Source organism: Marinobacterium profundum (assembly GCF_001528745.1).
In the GTDB taxonomy this organism is placed as follows: domain Bacteria; phylum Pseudomonadota; class Gammaproteobacteria; order Pseudomonadales; family Balneatricaceae; genus Marinobacterium_A; species Marinobacterium_A profundum.
Genome location: NZ_BCNS01000146.1, coordinates 15,556 through 35,162, shown reverse-complemented (window position 1 = coordinate 35,162; position 19,607 = coordinate 15,556). Strand labels below are relative to the sequence as shown.

Genomic DNA, 19,607 nt, shown 5'->3' with positions numbered 1-19,607 from the left:
CGGACAGCCTCCTAGGCATAAGTCTATATTCGACTCACTGAACAGGACCTTATAAAAAGCTCTAACAAAAATGTGCTTATAACTTAAAAGGTTGGAACTAGTGCGGCCATGATGCTGGACCTATAGCCCATGCGAACCGCTGACCTATATTAAGACCCAAGGTCGTATCAAAGGACACGACTTACCGATAAGATCGACAGTACCCATACAATAATAAAAGCGGGAAAGCGAACATGAACTCATTATTAGACCCACCCCCTCATCCTTCGTCTGCTTTAAGTTACCACTGCCGAACTCCGCTCACAGACCGGTATCTGCGGTAGCATTTTTAGTGTTGTAAACATTTATTTTCATTGCGGCATATTCCGCCATTAGCATCTACACTCATTGCAGCATAAATCAGATTCAGTAATTTGAACTGGCATGACATCAGGCAGCATTGCGACATAATCAGGCTTGGAGTAACGCATTCAATGACAGATACCACGACCACCGGCCAGGCCCCTTCCCCCGATGATCAGTATGTTCGCTTTATCAACGTCAAGAAAAGCTACGACCAGCGCAACCTGGTAGTCAAAGACTTTAACCTGGATGCCCGCAAAGGCGAGTTCGTCACCCTTTTGGGTCCGTCCGGGTCCGGCAAAACCACCTGTTTAATGATGCTGGCAGGGTTCGAAGATGTGACCAGCGGCAACATTCTGATTAACGGTGAGCCAGTCAATAACATTGCACCCTATCACCGCAATATAGGCATGGTCTTCCAGCACTATGCCCTCTTCCCTCACATGACCATCAGTGAAAACCTCGCCTACCCGCTAAAGGTCCGTAAAAAATCCGCTGATGAGGTCAAGCGTCGCGTCAAGGAATCTCTGGCGCTGGTCGAACTGGCGGATTTTGGCAAGCGCTACCCCGGCCAGCTATCGGGCGGCCAGAAACAGCGCGTCGCCCTGGCCCGCTCGCTGATCTTCGAACCCAGTATTGTGCTAATGGATGAGCCTCTGGGTGCGCTGGATAAAAATCTGCGTGAACAGATGCAGTTCGAGATCAAGCGCCTGCACGAAGATCTGGGTTTTACTGCCATCTATGTCACCCATGATCAGACCGAAGCCCTCACCATGTCCGACCGCATCGCCGTATTCAACGACGGTATCGTCGAGCAGTGCGCCGCCCCTGAAGAATTGTATGAGCGCCCCGCCAACTCCTTTGTGGCCGACTTTATCGGCGAGAACAACCGCATTCCCGGCACCGTGGCCCGCATTGAAGGCGGGCGAGCCCAGATAAGCCTGGCCGATGGCAGCAGCGCCACCACCCTAAACCCCAACTGCCCGCAGCCAGGCGAGCCCTGCATGCTGACCATTCGCCCTGAAAACCTGTTTATCGCCGGGGATAGCCTGCGCGATAACTGTATTGAAGCCAGCTTTACCACCCGGCTTTATGTCGGCGATTCCATCCGTTACTTCTTCAAAATGAGCAGCGGCGCAGAACTCATGGTCAAGGCACTCAACGACAGTCAGGCCCCGGTCCTCACGCCCGGCGCCCTGACTCGCCTGACCTGGGATCTGGCCGGCGGCCTGGCGCTGGATCGCGCCATTTGATTCGAGCATTCACAGCAGCACACACCACAACGCGTAGAAGGAAGAATAGCAATGCATACTCTCAAACGACTAGGCGTGGCACTCGCACTCTGCACGGCAGCGAGCCCGCTGCTGGCAGACCAGTTCACCGCCGTCTCGTTCGGCGGCGCCTACGGTGCCGCCCAGCAAAAACACATGCTCGATCCCTATATGGCGCAATCAGGCCACAAGATCCTGTTTGAAAACTACTCCGGCGGCATCGCCGAGCTCAAGGCACAGGTAGAAAGCGGCAATATTCTCTGGGATGTGGTGGACATCGAGGTTATCGACCTGGAACGCGCCTGCTCTGAAGGTCTGCTCGAAGTCTTCCCCCATGACACCCTGCCCCCAGGCGATGACGGTACCCCCGCCAGCGAAGACTTTTCAGCCCAGGCGCTCGCCAATGAGTGCGGTGTCGGCAACATTGTCTGGACGGTGCTCTACGCCTACAACAACGACACCATTCAGGGCGGCAAGCCGAGCACCATAGGCGACCTGTTCGATACCAGTACCTATCCTGGCAAGCGCGCATTGCGCAAACGCCCCCAGGTGAACATGGAGTGGGCCCTGATCGCAGACGGCGTACCCGCGGCTGAAGTCTATGAACTGCTGTCCACAGACGAAGGTCAGGCCCGTGCCTTTGCCAAGCTGGATACCATCAAGGACGATCTGGTCTGGTTCGATAGCTGGTCCCAGGCACCACAACTGCTGAATGATGGCGGCGCCGTAATGGTGCAGTCGGCCAACGGCCGTATCTTTGATGCCATTCAGAGCGACAAGAAACCGTTCGAAATGGTCTGGGATGCCCATATCTTCGACCTGGATGTCTGGGCTATCGTCAAGGGCAGCAAGAACAAGGCACTGGCCGAAGACTTCATTCGCTTCGCCACCAGCTCCAAGCCTGAAAGCGGCATGCAGGAAGTCGCCTACGGCCCAACGCGCCAGTCGTCTTACGCCTATGTAGACGAAGCCATTCTGCCCAAACTGCCTTCAGCTCACCTGGACGAAGGTCTGCAGGCATCCGGTGTATTCTGGGCCGACTACGGCGAATCCCTCGGTGAGAAGTTCAATGAATGGCTGCTGAAGTAAGCCGCACCCGCTGACCTGAGCCTCTGCGGCGACACTCTCTCGCCACCGAGGCTCAGCCCAACCGATGTCCGGGATCTGCTGATCCCGGCGCTGTCTGAAGAAGGGGTTTTATCCATGCATCAAGCCGAGCTTTCTGCCGCCTCAGCCGGGGCACCCGGCGGTGGTTCAACCTCAGGGTTGCCATCCCACGCAGGGCTGAGTGCGGCGGAAAAATCTCAAAGTCGCAAAGTTTTGCGCCGGCGCAAGCTGCTGACCCTGGCCTTCGTTGCCCCACTCATTATTTTCGTGCTAATTGCCTTTGTGGCCCCTATCGGCACCATGCTGTATCGCAGTGTCTACCATCCGACCGTGGCGCAGCTTATTCCCGAGACCCTCGTTGCGCTGGCCGCCTGGGACGAAACCGGCGAGGCCCGGCCCAGTGACAGCGTACTGAATATCTTTACCGTTGAGCTGCAACAGCTCGCGAACGATCGTGATTCAGGCAAGCTCGCCGAGGAGATCAACCGCTCCCTGCCCGGCAGTTCCAGCCTAATCAAGTCCAGCGCCCGAAAAATAAAAAATCTCGACCCCGAGATGCTGTCCCGTGACGGTGCCAGCAAGCTGCTCGCCATGCAGGCGAAGTGGAAGAACGTCGAAATCTGGCGGGAAATGAAACTGGCGGGTGCCGTCTTTACCAATGATTTCTATCTCACCGCGCTTGACCTGATGCACAACGCCCAGGGCGAGATAGTGGCGCGGGATACCCAGATCTACGTCAAGCTGTACATGAAAAGCCTGTGGATCGCGCTGCTGATCACGGTGCTCACCGGCATTATCAGCTATCCGCTGGCCTATTACCTGGCCACTGCTCCGGCCCGCACCGCCAACACCCTGATGGTGTTCGTGCTCTTGCCCTTCTGGACGTCACTGCTGGTACGCACCACCTCCTGGATTGCCCTGCTGCAAACCAACGGCGTCATAAACAGTTTTCTGCAGTCCATCAATGTGATTAGCGAACCACTGGAGCTGCTCTATACCCAGTTTTCCACCGTCATTGCCATGACCCATATCCTGCTGCCCTTCATGATCTTGCCGCTGTACAGCGTCATGAAAGGCATTGACCCCAGCTATCTGCGCGCCGCCCTGTCACTGGGGGCCAAGCCGATACCGGCCTTTATTCGCATCTACATGCCCATGACGGTCCCGGGATTAAGTGCCGGCGCCCTGCTGGTGTTCATCATCTCCATTGGCTACTACATCACCCCGGCACTGGTGGGCGGCACCGATGGTCAGATGATCAGCAATATCATTGCCTTCCACATGCAGTCATCGAACAACTGGGAACTGGCCGCGGCCCTGGGATCATTGCTGCTGGGGCTGATATTGCTGCTGTACTGGATATACGACCGTCTGGTCGGTGTCAGCAACATCAAGCTGGGATAACACCATGAAGCCATCCGAGATTCTTTCAGCCAGGCAGTACGGGGAATAACAGCATGCAGTTTCCAAAGTATTTTACCTTCTGGCAGAAGGTCGGCATGCACAGCCTGCGTCTCACCGCCTGGGCGGTGCTGGCCTTCCTGATGATTCCGATCCTGGTCATAGTGCCGCTGTCATTTAACGCCGAGCCCTATTTCACCTTTACCGCCGGCATGCTGTCACTGGATAGCGATGCCTACTCGCTGAAGTGGTATGCCGAGATTCTGAACGACGACAAATGGATGCTGGCCATCAAGAACAGCTTCATTATCGGACTCTGCGCAACCGCCATCGCCACGGTGCTCGGCACTCTCGCGGCCATAGGACTGTCGAATCCGGTAATGCCCTTTCAGCGTCTGATCATGGCAATGCTGTTGTCACCCATGATAGTGCCGCTGATCATCACCGCCGCAGGCATGTACTTCTTCTACACCCAGCTGGGGCTGTCGGGCAGTTACCTGGGCGTTATCATCGCCCATGCCGCCCTGGGCACTCCCTTTGTCATCATCACCGTCAATGCTGCGCTGTCGGGATTTGACTATTCTCTTATGCGTGCGTCCCTGGGCCTGGGGGCTACACCGCGCTACACTTTTTTCAACGTTATCATGCCGCTGATTCGTCCAGGCGTCATCTCCGGCGCCCTGTTCGCCTTTGTAACCTCCTTCGACGAGGTGGTGGTTATCCTGTTCCTGGCAGGCCCGGAGCAGCGGACTATTCCGCGCCAGATGTTCTCCGGACTGCGAGAGCAGATCAACCCCACCATTCTCGCCGTTGCGGTGCTGCTGGTCGTGCTGTCGGCATTAATGCTGCTGACCATTGAGTACCTGCGCGCCCGGGCCGAGAAGATCCGCACCGGGGATATTTGAGGCCAAGCACAGGCCAAGCAATAGCCAAAACGCAGCTTAGCCATGGAAAGCAACTATCCTCGCCGTCGCACTTCTCATGGCAGTGCCGATACGGCTACGGCCAGTCGTGCTGTCGGCAATAATGCTGCTGACTATTGAGTACCTGCGCCCCGGGCCGGGAAGATCCGCACCGGGAATATTTGAACTGAGCTTCACAAGCGCTGGGCATTGAGCCTGGCTTTTTGACCCCCGGCGGCAATATCGGCACAGCGTCTATACTGCAAGTCACAGTGCCGCCGTGGAAAAGGACTTGCCCATGTCACGCCACTATATCCGCCACCCTTCCGAGATCCCTATCCAGATTGTGCTGGGGGGCCAACCCCATGCGCACCGAATGTCGAATGTCAGCCTCGGCGGGCTTTGCATCCACACCCATCACTGCTTGCCCAACAATACCGAAATCATTATTCGCATTCCGTTGCTGATGCCTGAGTTCAGTGCCACCGGGCGGGTGTGCTGGTGCCATTACCAGGCGCAGGAGGATGCGTTGCTGGGCATTTGCTTTAGTGATGAAGAAACTGCCTTTGCCGTGCGCATGGTGGAGCAGGTTTGCCATATAGAAAGCTATCGGCAACAGACCGCTCGCAAGAAAGGCATCAATTACAGCAGCGAGGAAGCCGCCGCCGAGTGGATTGCACGCTACGCACACCACTTCGCCTCAGCCCCGGGTTCAGACCAGAGCTGAAGCCTGGGGCAAGAGGTTCGAGGTTCGAGGTTCGAGGTTCGAGGTTCGAGAATACTCAGGCGGAATGTTTGAGGCGCTGCAACTCGTCGCGGTAGTGTCCGGCCAGTTCGAACTCCAGGTTTTTCGAGGCTTCGTACATCTTGTCTTCCAGCTGGCTCATGGCCTTGGCGAGCTGCTTGGCCGTCATGCGGGATGGATCGAACTGGATATCCTCAGCTTTGGCTGCCACCTTCTTGGCGCCACGTGTGGCCTTGCGGCCCGGAATCGTACTGGCACCTTCCATGATATCGGCCACGGACTTGTAGATACCCCGCGGCACTATGCCATGCTCCAGGTTGTAGGCAACCTGCTTTTCCCGGCGACGATCTGTTTCTGTCATGGCGCGCTGCATTGAGCCGGTAATGCGATCCCCATAGAGAATGGCACGACCGTTAACGTTGCGGGCCGCCCGGCCTATGGTCTGGATCATCGAGGTTTCGGAGCGCAGAAAACCCTCCTTGTCGGCATCCAGTATGGCCACCAGCGCCACCTCCGGCATATCGATACCTTCGCGCAACAGGTTGATACCCACCAGCACATCGAACTGACCAATACGCAGATCGCGGATGATTTCGACCCGTTCCACCGTATCAATGTCCGAGTGCAGATAACGCACCCGTACACCATGCTCGGCCAGATAGTCGGTCAGATCCTCCGCCATGCGCTTGGTCAGCACAGTGACGATAACGCGCTCCTCGTTGGCCGTAACCTTGGCAATCTCGGACAGCAGATCGTCCACCTGGGTCCGGGCCGGACGCACCTCCACCTGGGGATCAATCAGGCCGGTGGGGCGCACCAGCTGCTCAGCAATCTGGCCGGCATTGGCGGCTTCATACTTGCTCGGCGTGGCGGAGACAAAGATCATCTGTGGCGCCAGCGCTTCCCATTCTTCAAACTTGAGCGGCCGGTTGTCCAGCGCCGACGGCAACCGGAAACCATACTCCACCAGGGTTTCCTTGCGCGAACGGTCCCCCTTGTACATGGCGCCAAGCTGGGGCACGGTCACATGGGATTCATCGATCACCACCAGGGCGTTGTCTGGCAGATAATCAAACAGCGTAGGCGGTGCTCCTCCCACCTCGCGTCCGGATAGATAGCGTGAGTAGTTCTCGATACCGGAGCAATAACCCAGCTCCATGATCATTTCCATGTCGTATACGGTGCGCTGTTCCAGGCGTTGTGCTTCCACCAGCTTGCCATGATCACGCAGCTGCTTGAGACGACCGTGCAGCTCGTCCTTGATCTTGTCGACAGCCCCCAGCAGTACCTCACGGGGTGTCACGTAGTGTGTCTTGGGGTAAATAGTCACACGGGGCACGCGGCGCAGCACGGCGCCGGTCAGCGGGTCGAAGTAGCTGATCTGCTCCACTTCACTGTCGAACAGCTCGATGCGCACCGCCTCGGTTTCGGATTCCGCCGGGAACACATCGATAACATCGCCGCGCACCCGGTAGTTGCCACGGTGCAGTTCGACATCGTTGCGTTTGTACTGCAGCTCCGCCAGGCGGCGCAGTATGTCACGCTGGTCGATTTCTTCGCCCCGATCCAGGTGCAGCATCATCGACAGGTAGGATTTCGGATCGCCCAGACCGTAAATGGCCGATACCGTCGCCACTATAATGGCATCGTCCCGCTCCAGCAGCGCCTTGGTCGCCGACAGACGCATCTGCTCTATATGGTCGTTTATAGAGGCGTCCTTCTCGATAAAGGTATCGGAGGACGGCACATAGGCTTCGGGCTGATAGTAGTCGTAATAGGAAACGAAGTATTCGACGGCGTTATCGGGGAAGAACTCGCGAAACTCGCCATACAGCTGCGCCGCCAGTGTCTTGTTGTGGGCCATAATAATGGTGGGCCGCTGAATCTGCGCAATCACATTGGCAATGGTAAAAGTCTTGCCGGACCCGGTAACACCCAACAGAGTCTGGGCCACCAGGCCCGATTCAATGCCATCCACCAGGGTCGCAATGGCCGTTGGCTGATCTCCCGAGGGCTTAAAGCTCGACTGAATTTTAAATCGCTGTTTCATTAACCCACCTGCCTGACAACGCGACCGCATATACTAACCTACCTGACCGCCAAGCCATACAGTCCTGCACCAAAGGGTCAATCCGCCGCGCGGCCGCCCTCAAAGTTCAGCTGCAACGCGGGCCTCGCGCTCAAAAGACGTGACGCTACAGAATTTATACGTCAAAAACGGCATTTTTTCGGCACAAGGATTCAGACTGGCAAGGGATTCCGCTATCATTGATCGGCTTGAGAAAGCAGCAAATCCAGCACCGACTAATAGAGGATTGTGGCTTGGACGTTCAACTTTCGGACCGTGTAAACAGTATCAAACCGTCCCCGACGCTTGCGGTAACCAACCGTGCAGCCGAATTGCGTGCGGCCGGCAAGAACATTATTGGTCTGGGCGCAGGCGAACCCGATTTCGACACCCCGGATCACATCAAGCAGGCCGCCATCCGCGCCCTGAACGAAGGTTTCACCAAGTACACCGCCGTTGACGGCACCCCGGGTCTGAAAAAAGCCATTATTAACAAGTTCAAGCAGGATAACGGCCTGGAGTACGCGCCTAACCAGATTCTGGTGTCCTGTGGCGGCAAGCAGAGCTTCTTCAACCTGTCCCTGGCGCTGCTGAATGCCGGCGACGAGGTGGTGATTCCCGCGCCCTACTGGGTCTCTTACCCGGACATGGTACTGGTCGCCGATGGCAAGCCGGTGATTGTGTCCACCACCCAGGAACAGCGCTTCAAGATGACGGCCGCCCAGTTGGACGCCGCCATCACCGAGCGTACCCGCCTGGTGGTGCTGAACAGCCCGTCCAACCCGACCGGCGTGGCGTACAGCCTGGAAGAACTCAAGGCACTGGGCGAGGTGCTGAACAAGTACCCCAATGTACTGATTGCCACGGATGACATGTACGAGCACATCCTGCTCGGCGACCAGTCGTTCTGCAATATTCTCAACGCCTGCCCGGAACTCTACGACCGTACCATAGTGCTGAACGGCGTATCCAAGGCCTACTCCATGACGGGCTGGCGCATAGGCTATGCCGCAGGCCCCGCCAAGCTGATTGGCGCCATGAAAAAGATACAGTCTCAGAGCACCTCTAACCCGACCTCCATCGCCCAGGTAGCAGCCCAGGCCGCGCTTGAAGGTGATCAGGGTTGCGTCGCCGAGATGGTGAAGGCCTTCCGTCTGCGCCACGACTATGTACTCGAGGCGCTCAACGCCATCGACGGCGTGGAATGCATTGCAGCGGATGGCACCTTCTACGCCTTCCCGAGCTTCCAGGGCGTCATCGACGCCGATTCGCGCTTTGAGAACGATCTGGATCTGGCCGAGTTCCTGCTGAACGAAGCCGGCGTCGCCCTGGTTCCGGGTTCCGCCTTTGGCGCGCCGGGCAACATGCGCCTGTCGTTCGCGACCAGCCTTGAAACCCTGCAGGATGCCATCGGCCGCATCAGCAAGGCTCTGGCAAGCTGATCGCAGAATAACTATTGCACGACATACGGGCCCTGCGGGGCCCGTTTTAGTATCGCTCCTGTATACCCCAGCATTCCCCACCCTGCCTTTTTTCTTTCGCTCGCCCTTTTTTCCTTTTTCTTGCCCCTCGCATCTTTCACCTAGCCCCTCGCCCCTCGCCCCTCGCAATCAATTACGGTTTTAATACGGATCGCAGCGCGCTAGAATGCCAGCTTATTTTTAGCCTGACCGGTCTAGTTAAAATGAACCGCGGACGCAAACCCGAACACTGCCGCGACAGCATTCTGGAAATGGGCATGGAACTGTTTGATCGCAATGGCTATCACGGTACCGGCCTGAAAGAAATTCTCGATGCCTGTCAGGTTTCCAAAGGATCCTTCTATAATTTTTTTGGCAGCAAGGAAGACTTTGCTATCGAAATCATCCGTCATTTTCAGGCCAGAGCCTTTGACTGCTGGAATCTGCAGGCCGACCAGCCACCGGGCTGTCATGCGGCCCGACTAAGACACAAGATTGAAACCGAGATTCAGACCAATCAGGCGCACTGCTTTCGCATGGGCAGTCTTCTGGCTAACCTGTCCGGTGAAATAGGCGCAGCTTCGGATGCCTTTCGCAACGCCATTCTCGGTGCCACGCAGCGTATCCTGGATGCCCTGGAGCAGGATATGCTGCAATGTCAGCAGGAAGGGTCGGTACGCACGGACCTTGATGCCCGAGCGCTGGCCGAACTGATCTGGAACTGCTGGCAGGGCGCATTGCTGCGCGTACAGGTAGAGGAATCCACCGCGCCCCTCAGCAGCATGGTACAACTGCTATGGGAGCGGGTACTGCCACCCCAGTCCAGCCTCGACAAGGATGCGAACCCAACACCATGAAAACACGCGATCTGATACTGCCGCTCCTGCTGGCACTGCCCACATCCACCTGGGCCAGCGAAGAAGAACAGCAGCAGCCCCGCGGCCTTCCCGCCGAAGTGGTGCTGCTGAAGACCCAGCCACTGACACCGGTGCTTCAGGCCGTGGGTAATCTGCAGGCCAACGAAAGCGTGATCATACGCCCGGAGCAAAGCGGTCAGATTCGTAAAATACTCTTTCTCGAGGGGCAGGCAGTCAAGGCCGGCGAGCTGATGTTTCAGCTGGACACCGCGCTCTATGACGCCGCCCTGACCCAGTCGAAGGCGCGGGTCAACCTGAGCCAGCAGGAGTACCAGCGTGCGCAGAGCCTGTTGCAGCGCAAGGTCGGTTCACAAAATGATCGCGACGCAGCTCTGGCTCAGCTGCGCGTCGACGAAGCCGAAGCCTCACTGGCGCAGACCCGCATCGACAAGATGAATTTGCGGGCACCCTTCGCCGGCATCACCGGTCTGCGTCAGGTCAGCCCGGGGGATTATGTCAGCACCGGCCAGGATCTGGTGGAGCTGATCGATACCAGCAGCCTGAAACTGGACTTTCGCATTCCCGAAATCTACCTGCCCGCTGTTGCACCCGGCCAGAAAGTTAGCGTTGCCGTCGATGCCTTTCCCGGACGCATCTTCAGTGGCGAAATATACGCGCTGGCCCCCAGCAGCGATGCCAGGGCCCATAATCTGGAGCTGCGCGCCCGCATCGATAACAGTGATGACATGCTGCGCCCCGGCCTCTTTGCCCGTATTGAACTGCATGGCAACGCCGATGATCAGGCGCTGCTGGTACCCGAGCAGGCCGTCATGTTGCAGGAAGGCGCTTTCAGCTTAATGCGGGTCAACAGTGAAAACATGGTTGAAATCGTGCCCGTTACCCTGGGCCAGCGACGCCCGGGCAAGGTACAGATTCTCTCCGGCGCCGCGGCCGGCGATACCATTGTGACCGCCGGGCATCTCAAGCTCTTTCCCGGCATGCCGGTCACACCCGTGTTCGTCGATGGTTCCAGTGATGCCGCCCGTCCAGAGGATGCCGCACAGTGATCCTGCCCGACCTCAGTATCCGGCGCCCGGTACTGGCGACGGTCATGAGTCTGCTGATTCTGCTGATCGGCTTTATCAGCTACGACCGCCTGACGGTGCGCGAATACCCCAAGATCGATCTTCCTGTGGTCACCGTTGAAACCAGCTACCCCGGCGCCAGCGCCTCCATCATCGAGTCCCAGGTGACCCAGATCATCGAGGATTCGCTGTCCGGCATTGAGGGCGTCGACTTCATGAATTCGATCAGCCGCACCGAAAAGAGCCAGATCACCATTACCTTCAAGATTGAACGCGACCCTGACCAGGCCGCCAATGACGTGCGCGATCGCGTTGGCCGTGTCCGGGCCCAGCTGCCGGAGGATATCGACGAGCCCGTGGTATCCAAAACCGAGGCCGATGCCCAACCCATCATCTATCTGTCCTTCGCCTCAGACCACCACAATCCGATGGAAATTACCCGCATCGCCGATCAGCAGGTGAAAGACCGGCTGCAAACAGTGGCCGGGGTGGCCAATGTGCTCATCTTCGGTGAACGGCGCTACTCCATGCGCATCTGGCTGGATCCATACCGCATGGCGGCCTACAGCCTGATTCCGGCGGATATTGAAGCGGCACTGCGCAAACAGAATGTTGAAATTCCGGCCGGCCGTATCGAAAGCCAGGACCGTGAGTTCACCATCCTGACCCGCACAGATACCAACGAGGTGGATGAGTTCGAGCGCATTATCATCCGCAATATAGACAACTACCCGGTGCGCATTCGTGATGTGGCGCGGGTGGAGATCGCGCCGCAGAACGAGCGCATCATCACCCGCTTTCGCGGTGAAAGCGCCGTGGCGCTGGGCGTCGTGAAGCAGGCCACCGCCAATCCGCTGGATGTTTCCCAGGGCATCCGCGACGAACTCGAACAACTGGCAAGCAGCCTGCCCGACGGCATGCGGGTCGAGGTCGCCTACGACTCCTCGGTGTTTATCGCCGAATCCATCAAGTCGGTGTACCAGACCCTGATGCAGGCCGGCGCTCTGGTGGTGCTGGTGATCTTCTTCTTTCTGCGCAACCTGCGCGCCACCCTGATTCCGGTTGTCACCATTCCGCTGTCCCTGGTGGGCGCCTTTGCAATGATGTATCTGATGGGCTTTAGCATTAACACCCTGACCCTGTTGGCCCTGGTGCTGGCCATCGGCCTGGTGGTGGATGACGCCATCGTTATGCTGGAAAACATCTACCGCCATGTGGAAGATGGCCTGGATCCGATCCAGGCGGCATTCAAGGGCAGCAAGGAGATCGCCTTCGCGGTTATCGCCACCACCCTGACGCTGGTGGCAGTATTTGCTCCCGTGGCCTTTACCGAAGGGCGCACCGGACGGCTGTTCACCGAGTTCGCCCTGACGCTGGCGGGCGCCGTGGTGGTATCCACCTTTGTAGCCCTCACCCTGTCGCCCATGATGGCTTCGCGCATGCTGCACCATGAGACCCGCCACTCGGCGCTGTTCAACCTGATAGAGGGCTGGCTGCTGACACTGACGCGGGGCTATCAGGCACTGCTGCAGCGCGTGCTGCACTCCCGCCTGCTGACACTGATCATCATGCTGGCGAGCATTGGCACCGGCATTTTCTTTTATCAGCAGCTGCCGCAAGAACTGGCACCCTACGAGGATCGCGGCACCATAATGTCGTTCTCCATCGCCCCCGAGGGCTCGACACCGGACTATGTCGACCGTTTCGCACGCCAAATCGAGGGCATTATCAGCGGCGTGCCGGAACAGAACCGCTACTTCACGGTGGTGGGCTTCCCCACCGAAACCAACACCCTGACCTTTATCGGCCTGAGCCGCTGGGAAGAACGCACGCGCACACAGCAGACGATCGTCGAATCCCTGACACCGCAGCTCTACGGCGGCGTGCCGGGTACCATGTCCTTTGCCATGAACCTGCCCTCCCTGGGGCAGAGCATTATTTCCCGCCCGGTGGAGTTCGTGATCAAGTCCCAGGCCGACTACCGCGAACTCAAGCGCATCAGCGACGAACTGCTTAACCGGGTACGACAAAACCCGGGCTTTGTTCAGGCCGACAGTGACCTCAAGCTCAACAAGCCCGAACTGCAACTGGTGGTCAATCGTGACAAGGTGTCTGATATAGGCCTGGAGGTCGACAGCATCGGCCGTACGCTGGAAACCTACATGGCAGGACGCAATGTCACCCGCTTCAAGCGCGACGGCGAACAGTACGACGTTATTGTCCAGATCGAAGACGCCAACAGGCGTACCCCGGACGACCTGACCAATATTTATGTTCGCAGCCCCGCAGGCGACATGATTCAGCTGGCCAACCTGGTGGAACTGAGCGAAACCGTCGCACCCAAGGAGCTGAATCACTTCGACAAGGTACGCGCAGTCAAGCTGCAATCCCTGCTGGCACCGGGCTACAGCCTGGGGGAAGCGCTGCAATTCCTGCAACAGAACCTGGCCGAAATAGCCCCCGAAGCGGGCTTCGATTACACAGGCCCGTCGCGGGAATTCAAGGAATCCAGCAGCAGTCTGCAGGTCACCTTTGCGCTGGCGCTGTGCTTTATCTTCCTGGTGCTGGCCGCCCAGTTTGAAAGTTTCAAGAACCCGCTGATCATACTGCTGTCGGTGCCACCCGCCCTCGGTGGCGCCCTGCTGGCGCTCTACTACAGTGGTGGCTCCCTCAGCGTGTACAGCCAGATCGGCCTTATTACCCTGGTCGGACTCGTCACCAAGCACGGCATTCTAATCGTCGAGTTTGCCAACCAGCTACAGGATCAGGGCATGAGTGTGCGCGACGCTATCCTCAAGGCCGCCAGCCTGCGTCTGCGCCCCATTCTGATGACCACCGGCGCCACCGTGCTGGGGGCGCTGCCGCTGGCCATCGCCTTTGGTGCCGGCGCCGAGTCGCGCCAGCAGATCGGCTGGGTTATCGTCGGCGGCATGACCTTCGGCACTCTGCTAACGCTGTTCGTAATTCCCACTGTCTACAGTTTTCTCGGCAAGCGCACCTTCAGGGACCTTGCCCCGTTGTCTCATTTGTAACAAAGGATGCTACCTGTGAAATCCCTCACCCATTCAAGCCGCCCGCTCCTCCTAAGTCTGGCTCTGGGCCTGATCAGCGCCCAGACACAGGCCGGCAGCCTTGCCGATCTGTACCAGCGGGCACTGGAAAATGACCCGCAACTGAAATCGGCCGCCGCTTCTCTGCAAGCCGGCCAGGAAGCCCTGCCCCAGGCCCGCGCCGCCCTGCTGCCCGAAGTCATTGCCGGGGCAGACGCCAACTGGGTTCACACCGGCAAGGCTGGCAGCAACGACAGCACAGGCGTCACCCTGACGCTCAGCCAGTCGGTGTTCTCGGCGGCACGCTGGTATAACCTGCGCCGCGGCGAAGTGCTGTCCGAACAGGCAGGGCTGGTCTTCGACCAGGCCCAGCAGACCCTGGTGCTGCGCAGCGTAAGCGCCTATCTTGCCGTGCTGCGCGCCATCAACAATCTCGACAGCGCCCAGGCCGAAGTGCGCGCCATTCAGCGCCAGCTCGATCAGGTGAATGCCCAGTTCGAAGTTGGCCTCATTGCCATCACGGACGTACAGGAAGCCCAGGCCACCTACGACAATTCCGTAGTACGCCGCATTGAAGCCGAAGGTGAACTGGATAACAGCTATGAAGCCCTCGATCGCCTGGCAGGCTCACCGTTTCGCAGCGTCGATGCCCTCAAGCCCGACTACCCGGTAGAAAACCCACAACCCGCAGAACCCGAACAGTGGCTGGAAAAAGCCTGGCAGAACAACCTGGGCCTGCTAATCGCCGACAACAGCATTGAAGTGGCGCGGCGCTCGGCGCAATCTGCCCGCGCCGGCCATTACCCAACACTGGATCTCAACGCCAGCTACGACAGCGACACCAGCAGCGTGTCGGGCTTTGATACCGGCGATAGCCGCACCGTCGGACTGGCACTGCGGGTACCCATTTTCCAGGGCGGTCTGACCAGCTCCCAGTCCCGCGAAGCCGAGGCACTGCTCGACAAGTCCATGCAGGACCGCCAGGACAGCCTGCTGGCAGTCACTCAGCAAACCCGCAGCTTGCTGCGCAACCTGCGCACCAACGTCCAGAGCGTGAAGGCCCGGGCACAGAGCATCCGCTCCAGCGAAACTGCACTCCAGGCCACCCAGGAAGGTTTTAATGTCGGCACCCGCAACGTGGTCGATGTACTGAACGCCGAGCGCACCCTCTATGGCGCCCAGCGTGACCATGCCAATGCCCGCCTGGACTTCATCTCCAACCTGTTCAGCCTCAAGCAGCAACTCGGCACCCTGAGCCCGGAAGACCTGAACACCCTGGATACCTGGCTCGAAACCCCCAAGGGCTGAGCCAGAGACTAAACGTCGCCGCTTGCGCTTACGGCTTACGGCTTACGGCTTACGGCTCGCCCTGAGTTTGCCGCCCATGCGCCCGCGGCATACGACCGCCAGGGATGGCGGAAATGCAGAAAACGCAGGAGCAGTTTTCTGCGGTTCGTCCTGAACGTAAAACCGGCGCCTGGGCGCCGGTTTTTCAGTATCATGCAATTAGTCAGTTTTCAGACAGTACATAGACACTGCCGTCTTCATCATCATCGGGCGCTGGACCCTCTATTGTTTTCATGTTGAACCCCTTCCTGCTATATATCGCACTCTGCACAGGCGAAGTGCATACTGAAGGCAATCGATCACGCGTACTAAAACATTAGCGCAACCGCTGCATTACGCAATGCCAGCCACCGGAGAAGTGACATGAGTAACCTGCTAACCCGAATCCTGGAAAAAGTACGGGTAGCCTATGTGCAGGAAATGCAGGATAACGGCTGCCAGCAGCCCTACCTCACTGCCGAGCGCCTGTGTAACGAGAAGCTGCATATCGATGGCGATGCCCTGGCGCGCATTATCGATGAAGACCCCACCTTGCTGGCCGCCCGTGCCAGTGACCTGGTACAAAACCCCAACGAGCGTGACAACCCAGCCGTGGGCGTGATTATCTGCTGCAATATCATGGCCGCAGCCCTTGATGGGCTACTCACGGTAGCAGTGGAAAATGACTGGCTGGATGTCGACGAAAGCGGCAACATCCTGGTGGATGATGATGAACTCGGTCAGCATAGCGCCCAGACACAAGTCGTCGATTACAGCCGCTCACCAAGAGCACTGGAAAATGCCGGCAAACCGGGTGTCAGCAGCCTGACGCAGCTATTTCAGGCGGCGGAGTCCGAATACAGCCGCCTGCTTGAAAACGAAGTCCAGGACGCCTATCAGCTGGCTCTGAAAACCTCATCGGAGTTTTCGGTATTTTCACCCGACGACATAGCGCCACTGGTCGCTGAAAACCCACTGCTGCTGGGCCTCAGGCCCGACGATATGGTGGATGAAGACCTGTTCGACGGCGACCCGCCGGCGGGCATTATTATCAGCAGCCACCTGACCCATATGCTGCTGCAGCAATTACTGGAGCTGGCGTCTGAGCGCGGCGCCCTGGCCCGGGACAGCAGCGGCCACCTCATACTCCCGGACGAGAGCCAGACACAGCCGCAGCTGCATTGAGGCGCGCTCTAGGGGCTAGAAGCTAGAAGCTAGAAGCTAGAAGCTAGAAGCTAGAAGCTAGAAGCTAGGATGCCCAAAGCCAGGACAAGGGGCACTTCAGAGCACGCTGATGACCGGGATTTAGCGCCAACGAGAAACAAGATAACGGTATAAAGATCCAGGTGTAGAAATACCCGCATCTTCACAATAGAGCAGACACAATAAAGGCGCTGCCCGAAAGGTACAGCGCCTTTGTGTTATACGCAGAACCCGACACCCCATGGCACCGGGTAAAACTCATTTAATGCATCGTCATGCCAATAGGCGCCACAGCACTCTTGTCACGATCAAAGACTTCGCGCAGTTCGCTTAGCGGACGCAGGCCATAATCGCGCGGATCCACCGGACGTTCGAGCCAGTCGAGACTCCAGATACGGGTCATCAGCTCATACTCACCGATCAGCGCATCCAGGAAGATCATTACCGCTTCAACCCGCGGATCCAGATCCAGCTCCTTGGGCACATCGTCCATGTAAACCTCAAGGCGCAGCTTGGCATCCACCAGACGCAGGGCAAACCAGTAATCGGTCAGTTCGCAGTACTCATCACCGACATTGATAAACCCGGGTACCGGATCATAACGGTGATTGAAGGCCTTGAACTGTATGCCACTAAGCTTGGGAGCCGCACCAACCAGACTCAGCACCATACCGATGGATTCGGGATAACCATCGCAACCGAAAATCATTTCTACCGGGCCTTCATCTTCGTCACGCTCGAAGTGAAAGGTCAGGTTCGAATCAATCTCGCGCAGGATATCGCTGTACTGATTCAGCAGCATATCAGCTTCGAAATGACTTTCCTGCTGACTGTGCAGCAACAGGTCGATCGTCTGTTCAACCTGCTGCCAGAAGTCGTTAATCTGTTCGCGATTGTGCTTCATGATTTGAGTCGCATCGACCGCACTGCCGGTATTCATGTTCGAGGTACCACGACCCCGGTCTGCCCCTGGTACTTGCCGTTGCGATCCTTGTAAGAGGTCTCGCACACTTCGTCGGCACCCAGAAACAGCATCTGCGCCACGCCTTCATTAGCGTAGATTTTGGCGGGCAGCGGTGTGGTATTGGAAAATTCCAATGTCACATGCCCTTCCCATTCGGGCTCCAGCGGCGTGACATTGACGATGATGCCACAGCGGGCATAGGTGCTCTTGCCCAGGCAAATCGTCAGCACGTCGCGGGGAATGCGGAAATACTCAACCGTGCGCGCCAGCGCAAAGGAGTTGGGCGGAATAATGCAAACATCAGATTTTACATCAACAAAACTGCCGGCATCGAAGTCCTTGGGGTCAACGATGGTGGAGTTAATGTTGGTAAAGATCTTGAATTCATCGGCGCAGCGCACGTCGTAGCCATAGCTCGAGGTGCCATAGGAGACGATCGGTCCGCGGTCGGTATGACGCACCTGACCTGGCTCGAACGGTGTAATCATCTCGCACTCTTGCGCCTGACGGCGAATCCAGCGATCGGATTTGATTCCCATAGGTTGTCCGTATGTCGTGAAATCTGAATGGCGCGGTATTCTACCGGTTTGCGGACCGGCTGAACAGACCAGTAGGAGCAGCACGGCGGGTTCGCTGTCGCTGTAACCCGCCGCTTCCCCGGCTTATCGACTGCGAATCAGTCGTTCTGCACGGATATATTCGGGAAGGCGCTGCCCTGGGTTGCATTGCGCTGCGCTATCTTGCCGGCCAGGCGCCGCGCGATCTTCAGGTAAGTCAGGGCAGCCTGCCCCTGCGGATCAGCCATCACTGTCGGCTTGCCGGCATCGGTCTGCTCGCGAATCTGCAGCGACAGCGGCAGAGCGCCGAGCAGCTCGGTATCGTACTGGCTGGCGATACGGGCGCCACCGCCGGCACCGAAGATATGCTCTTCATGGCCGCAGTTGCTGCACACATGGGTGCTCATGTTTTCCACCACGCCAAGTACCGCAATATCGACCTTGCGGAACATCTCGATACCTTTCTTGGCATCCAGCAGCGCTATGTCCTGCGGCGTGGTGACCACCACTGAACCGGTAACCGGAACCTTCTGCGACAGGGTCAGCTGAATGTCACCGGTGCCGGGGGGCATGTCGATAAACAGGTAATCCAAATCATCCCACAAGGTCTGCGTCAGCAGCTGTTGCAGGGCCCCGCTGACCATGGGGCCACGCCATACCATGGGGGTGTTTTCATCGATCAGATAGGCCATGGACATGGTCTGCATACCCAGCGCCTGAATCGGCTTGAAGTATTTTTCATCATCGGAGTCAGGGTGCACGCCAGGCGCCACGCCCACCATCAGCCCCAGACTCGGACCATAGATGTCGGCGTCAAGAATACCCACCCGAGCACCGGCCTTGGCCATCGCCAGCGCCAGATTGACCGTAGTAGTGGATTTGCCAACGCCGCCTTTGCCAGACGCCACAGCGATAATATTGCGCACGCCATCCAGGTTACGCAGATTGCGCTGCGCCTGGTGCGGCTTAATATCCTGCTGAATGTCAACCTTGGCATCGAGGCCGGTTTCCGTCTTGATCCGCAGTTCAAGCTCGGTGCTCAGAGCCCCGCGGATATCGATGCACGGGTAGCCCAGCGTGAGGCTAACAACGATACCGTCGCCCTCTTCACGTACGCCGCCAAGGGCGCCGGCGCTGATCAGATCGGTGCCAAGATAGGGATCCTGATGCTGACTCAGGACTGCTTCAATGCGCGCGCGGGCTTGCTGCATGGGGGACTCCGCTCCTGTCGCCTGACGGCGACCAAATAATTTATCAAACACAATGCTA

At 57.9% G+C, this 19,607-nt stretch carries 15 protein-coding genes; 11 read left to right on the top strand and 4 right to left on the bottom strand.

What is annotated here, in order from left to right:
* Positions 1–473: 473 nt before the first annotated feature.
* From MPRO_RS17740 to MPRO_RS17720, 5 genes are all read left to right on the top strand, one after another.
* On the top strand, positions 474–1,595 hold the full coding sequence (locus MPRO_RS17740) for an ABC transporter ATP-binding protein (protein ID WP_067296006.1): 1,122 nt from the start codon (positions 474–476) through the stop codon (positions 1,593–1,595).
* Positions 1,596–1,646: 51 nt separating this feature from the next.
* On the top strand, positions 1,647–2,702 hold the full coding sequence (locus tag MPRO_RS17735) for an ABC transporter substrate-binding protein (RefSeq protein WP_082708951.1): 1,056 nt from the start codon (positions 1,647–1,649) through the stop codon (positions 2,700–2,702).
* A 114-nt stretch (positions 2,703–2,816) separates the two neighbouring features.
* Positions 2,817–4,124, top strand: coding sequence for an ABC transporter permease (locus tag MPRO_RS17730; protein WP_082708950.1), 1,308 nt, complete (start codon positions 2,817–2,819; stop codon positions 4,122–4,124).
* A 53-nt stretch (positions 4,125–4,177) separates the two neighbouring features.
* Positions 4,178–5,026 carry an ABC transporter permease gene (locus tag MPRO_RS17725; protein WP_067296002.1) on the top strand — a complete coding sequence of 283 codons (849 nt, stop codon included), beginning with the start codon at positions 4,178–4,180 and terminating at the stop codon, positions 5,024–5,026.
* 295 nt (positions 5,027–5,321) lie between these two features.
* Positions 5,322–5,750 (top strand): PilZ domain-containing protein, encoded by a 429-nt coding sequence (locus MPRO_RS17720; RefSeq protein WP_067295999.1) that lies wholly within the window; start codon positions 5,322–5,324, stop codon positions 5,748–5,750.
* Between the two features lie 55 nt (positions 5,751–5,805).
* On the opposite strand, the gene uvrB is transcribed toward MPRO_RS17720, so the two are convergent.
* Positions 5,806–7,818 (bottom strand): excinuclease ABC subunit UvrB, encoded by a 2,013-nt coding sequence (gene uvrB, locus MPRO_RS17715; protein WP_067295996.1) that lies wholly within the window; start codon positions 7,816–7,818, stop codon positions 5,806–5,808.
* A 272-nt stretch (positions 7,819–8,090) separates the two neighbouring features.
* Here uvrB and MPRO_RS17710 point away from each other — a divergent pair, with 272 nt between their 5' ends.
* The 6 genes from MPRO_RS17710 (at position 8,091) to MPRO_RS17685 (ending at position 16,799) form a co-directional block, all read left to right on the top strand.
* Complete coding sequence (locus tag MPRO_RS17710; RefSeq protein WP_067295992.1) at positions 8,091–9,278, top strand: pyridoxal phosphate-dependent aminotransferase; 1,188 nt, start codon at positions 8,091–8,093, stop codon at positions 9,276–9,278.
* 242 nt (positions 9,279–9,520) lie between these two features.
* Entirely contained in the window at positions 9,521–10,153 is a 633-nt protein-coding gene (locus tag MPRO_RS17705) for a TetR/AcrR family transcriptional regulator (RefSeq protein WP_067295988.1), read from the top strand.
* A complete protein-coding gene (locus tag MPRO_RS17700) occupies positions 10,150–11,220 on the top strand; it encodes an efflux RND transporter periplasmic adaptor subunit (protein WP_067295985.1) in 1,071 nt (356 codons plus the stop codon). The genes MPRO_RS17705 and MPRO_RS17700 overlap by 4 nt, the downstream gene beginning before the upstream one ends.
* On the top strand, positions 11,217–14,270 hold the full coding sequence (locus MPRO_RS17695; RefSeq protein ID WP_067295980.1) for an efflux RND transporter permease subunit: 3,054 nt from the start codon (positions 11,217–11,219) through the stop codon (positions 14,268–14,270). The genes MPRO_RS17700 and MPRO_RS17695 overlap by 4 nt, the downstream gene beginning before the upstream one ends.
* A 15-nt stretch (positions 14,271–14,285) precedes the next feature.
* Complete coding sequence (locus MPRO_RS17690; RefSeq protein WP_067295976.1) at positions 14,286–15,596, top strand: TolC family outer membrane protein; 1,311 nt, start codon at positions 14,286–14,288, stop codon at positions 15,594–15,596.
* A 402-nt stretch (positions 15,597–15,998) separates the two neighbouring features.
* Positions 15,999–16,799, top strand: coding sequence for a hypothetical protein (locus MPRO_RS17685; protein ID WP_067295973.1), 801 nt, complete (start codon positions 15,999–16,001; stop codon positions 16,797–16,799).
* Between the two features lie 280 nt (positions 16,800–17,079).
* Here the strand turns inward: MPRO_RS17685 and MPRO_RS17680 are convergent, their stop codons facing one another.
* The 3 genes from MPRO_RS17680 to apbC form a co-directional block, all read right to left on the bottom strand.
* Positions 17,080–17,757, bottom strand: coding sequence for a hypothetical protein (locus MPRO_RS17680; RefSeq protein WP_082708949.1), 678 nt, complete (start codon positions 17,755–17,757; stop codon positions 17,080–17,082).
* Positions 17,754–18,320, bottom strand: a complete 567-nt coding sequence (gene dcd, locus MPRO_RS17675; RefSeq protein ID WP_067295970.1) for a dCTP deaminase — start codon at positions 18,318–18,320, stop codon at positions 17,754–17,756. The genes MPRO_RS17680 and dcd overlap by 4 nt, the downstream gene beginning before the upstream one ends.
* A 137-nt stretch (positions 18,321–18,457) precedes the next feature.
* Entirely contained in the window at positions 18,458–19,549 is a 1,092-nt protein-coding gene (apbC, locus tag MPRO_RS17670) for an iron-sulfur cluster carrier protein ApbC (protein WP_067295968.1), read from the bottom strand.
* Positions 19,550–19,607 lie beyond the last annotated feature (58 nt).

Bases quoted from the DNA above. Each gene is read 5' to 3' on its own strand.
- MPRO_RS17740 (WP_067296006.1), top strand. From the start codon at position 474: ATGACAGATACCACGACCACCGGCCAGGCCCCTTCCCCCGATGATCAG.
- MPRO_RS17735 (WP_082708951.1), top strand. From the start codon at position 1,647: ATGCATACTCTCAAACGACTAGGCGTGGCACTCGCACTCTGCACGGCA.
- MPRO_RS17730 (WP_082708950.1), top strand. From the start codon at position 2,817: ATGCATCAAGCCGAGCTTTCTGCCGCCTCAGCCGGGGCACCCGGCGGT.
- MPRO_RS17725 (WP_067296002.1), top strand. From the start codon at position 4,178: ATGCAGTTTCCAAAGTATTTTACCTTCTGGCAGAAGGTCGGCATGCAC.
- MPRO_RS17720 (WP_067295999.1), top strand. From the start codon at position 5,322: ATGTCACGCCACTATATCCGCCACCCTTCCGAGATCCCTATCCAGATT.
- uvrB (WP_067295996.1), bottom strand. From the start codon at position 7,818: ATGAAACAGCGATTTAAAATTCAGTCGAGCTTTAAGCCCTCGGGAGAT.
- MPRO_RS17705 (WP_067295988.1), top strand. From the start codon at position 9,521: ATGAACCGCGGACGCAAACCCGAACACTGCCGCGACAGCATTCTGGAA.
- MPRO_RS17700 (WP_067295985.1), top strand. From the start codon at position 10,150: ATGAAAACACGCGATCTGATACTGCCGCTCCTGCTGGCACTGCCCACA.
- MPRO_RS17685 (WP_067295973.1), top strand. From the start codon at position 15,999: ATGAGTAACCTGCTAACCCGAATCCTGGAAAAAGTACGGGTAGCCTAT.
- MPRO_RS17680 (WP_082708949.1), bottom strand. From the start codon at position 17,757: ATGAATACCGGCAGTGCGGTCGATGCGACTCAAATCATGAAGCACAAT.
- dcd (WP_067295970.1), bottom strand. From the start codon at position 18,320: ATGGGAATCAAATCCGATCGCTGGATTCGCCGTCAGGCGCAAGAGTGC.
- apbC (WP_067295968.1), bottom strand. From the start codon at position 19,549: ATGCAGCAAGCCCGCGCGCGCATTGAAGCAGTCCTGAGTCAGCATCAG.